The 2,873-nt window shown below is 73.1% G+C and carries 3 protein-coding genes; all 3 read left to right on the forward strand.

Features of this window, described 5'->3' with window-relative positions; translation table 11 throughout:
* Nucleotides 1–55: 55 nt before the first annotated feature.
* Entirely contained in the window at nucleotides 56–838 is a 783-nt protein-coding gene (locus FV228_RS25590) for an SDR family NAD(P)-dependent oxidoreductase (protein ID WP_147857111.1), read from the forward strand.
* Between the two features lie 240 nt (nucleotides 839–1,078).
* Nucleotides 1,079–1,849: an SDR family oxidoreductase gene (locus tag FV228_RS25595; RefSeq protein ID WP_147857112.1), complete on the forward strand. Its 771-nt coding sequence runs from the start codon at nucleotides 1,079–1,081 to the stop codon at nucleotides 1,847–1,849.
* On the forward strand, nucleotides 1,846–2,873 hold a 1,028-nt coding region (locus FV228_RS25600; protein ID WP_147857113.1), incomplete at its 3' end, for a class I adenylate-forming enzyme family protein. The genes FV228_RS25595 and FV228_RS25600, both read left to right, overlap by 4 nt.

The following is a 2,873-nucleotide window of genomic DNA, read 5'->3' on the forward strand; positions in this document are numbered from 1 at the left end:
GTGCCGGCGCTGGCCGCCTCGGCCTGGGCCTTCGCCGAGCGCGCGGGGGCCTGAGATGGATCTCGACGGTCGCGTCGTCGCCGTCACAGGAGCCGCCCGAGGCATCGGCTTGGCGCTCGCCGAGGCCGCCCACGCGCGAGGCGCGATCATCGTCGCCCTGGACCGGGACGGCGCTGGGGCGGAGGCCGTCGCCGTCCGGCTTGGCGGCCATGCGTGCGCGCTCGACGTAGCCGATCCCGACGCCGTGGCCGAGACCATCGCGCGGATCGAGGCCGAGACCGGGCCGATCGCGCTGTACTGCTCCAATGCCGGCATCCTGGAGCGCGACCCCGATCCCGGGCTGGCGACCTCGGCGGATCCGGCGAGCTGGGAACGCGCCTGGTCGGTGAACGTGATGGGCCACGTCCACGCGGCGCGGGTCCTGGTCCCGCTCTGGCTCGCCCGGGGCGAGGGGGCGTTCCTCGGCACCGTCTCGGCGGCCGGATTGCTGAGCCAGATCGGCAGCGCGACCTACTCGGCGACCAAGCACGCCGCCCTCGCCTTCCTGGAGCACCTCGCCATCGCGCATGGGGGGGATGGAATCCGGATCGCCGCCCTGTGCCCGCAGGGTGTCGACACCGCCATGCTCGGTGAGGCCAGCGCCGCCGCCCGCGACGGCGTGCTCTTGCCCGCCTCCGTGGCCGAAGCCGCCTTCGACGGGATGGCGGTGGGCAAGTTCCTGATCCTGCCGCACCCGCAGGTCGCGGACTACGCCCGCCGCCGGGCCGACGATCCCGAACGCTGGCTCGCCGGCATGGCGCGCCTGCGCCGGTCGATGCTGGGGGAGCCGGAGGCGTGACGATGGTTGGCGTGGGAATGCCAGATTGGTGGCTGCATGAGGCGCGGGTCCCTCTCCCGAGCGGGAGAGGGACAGGGTGAGGGATGCGGCCTTTCCGGAGAGACCTGATCCCTCACCCCAACCCTCTCCCGCACGGGAGAGGGGGCGCGTCGCGGCCTTCAAAGGTCGACGCGTGACCATTGAGGCCCACGGAATGAGGATGGTGGGCGCGTGCCACCCCATTCAGAACCGAGCCGACCCATGTCCCTGTTCGATCTGACCGACAAGGTCGCGCTGATCACCGGCTCGTCCCGGGGCATCGGCCGGGCGATCGCCCTGCGGATGGCCGAGCACGGCGCCCGGGTGGTGATCTCGTCGCGCAAGCGCGAGGCCTGCGACGCGGTGGTGGCCGAGATCGAGGCCGCCCACGGCCCGGGCCGCGCGGTGGCGATCCCGGCGAGCATCTCGGTGAAGTCGGAACTGGAGGATCTGGTCGCCCAAGCCGAGGCCCGGTTGGGGCCGGTGGACGTGCTGGTCTGCAACGCCGCCAGCAACCCGTATTACGGGCCGCTCGCCGGCATCTCGGACGCGCAGTTCCGCAAGATCCTGGAGAACAACGTCCTGTCGAACCATTGGCTGATCCAGTTGGTCGCCCCCGGCATGGTCGCCCGGCGGGACGGGGCGATCGTCATCGTTTCGTCCATCGGGGCGCTGAAGGGATCGCCGGTGATCGGCGCCTACAACGTCTCCAAGGCCGCCGACCTCCAGCTCGCGCGCAACTACGCGGTGGAATACGGCCCGGCCAACGTGCGGGTGAACTGCCTGTGCCCGGGGCTGATCCGCACCGATTTCGCCCGGGCCCTGTGGGAGGATCCCGAGATGCTGGCCTCCACCACGCAGGCCGCGCCGCTCCGCCGGATCGGCGAGCCCGACGAGATCGCGGGGGCCGCCGTGTTCCTGGCCTCGCCGGCCGGCCGGTTCGTCACCGGCCAGGCGCTGGTGATCGACGGCGGCGTGACGATCGCGCGATGAGCACCGATCCCCGCCTTCCCGCCGGCTGGCCCGCCCTCTCCTTCCATGAGGCGGAAGCCCGGCTCACCGCGCCGGGCGCGCCGTTCGCGATCACGACGGTTCCGATCCGCGGCGTCCCGACCCGGATCTGGACGACCGCGCCGCCGACCCTGCGCGACCTGTTCCGCATCGCCCAGGGCCATGGCGACAGGACCTTCGTGGTCTACCAGGACGAGCGCGTCACCTTCACGGGCTTCGCCCGCGCCGCGACCGCCCTGGCCCACGCCCTGGTGACGGCCGGAATCGGCAAGGGCGACCGCGTCGCCATCGCGTTGCGCAACCTGCCGGAATGGCCGGTCTGCTACTACGGCGCCCTGCTGGCCGGGGCGATCGCGACGCCGCTCAACGCGTGGTGGACTGGGCCGGAACTCGCCTACGCGCTCCAACATTCCGGCGCGCGGGTGCTGATCGCCGACGGGGGGCGGTTCGAGCGCATCGCGCCCCACCGCGCCGAATGCCCGGCCCTGGAGCGGATTTTCGTCACCCGGATGGAGCCCGACGACCGGGCGACGCCACTCTCCGCGGTGATCGGCCCGGTGGCGGACTGGGGCGCGCTGCCCCAACAGGCCCCACCCGACATCGCCCTCGACCCCGAGGACGACGCGACCCTGTTCTACACCTCGGGTACCACCGGCCGGCCCAAGGGCGCGGTCGGCACCCACCGGGCGGCGGCCACCACCGTGATGGCCTACCCCTATTCCGCGTCGCGCAGCGCGCTGCGCCGGGGCGAGACGCCGCCCAAGCCCAACCCGTCCGCGCCACAGCGGGCCTCGCTGCTGGTGATCCCGCTGTTCCACGTCACCGGCTGCCACGCGAGCCTCGGGGCGGCGCTCTACGGCGGCCATCGCCTGGTGATGATGCATCGGTGGGACGCCCACGAGGCCCTCGACCTGATCGACCGGGAGGGCTGCACCGGCGCCGGCGGCGTCCCGACTATCGCGTGGCAGCTCGCGACAGCCGCCCGGGAGGCGGGCCGGCCCCTGCC

Source organism: Methylobacterium sp. WL18, assembly GCF_008040015.1.
Taxonomy (GTDB): domain Bacteria; phylum Pseudomonadota; class Alphaproteobacteria; order Rhizobiales; family Beijerinckiaceae; genus Methylobacterium; species Methylobacterium mesophilicum.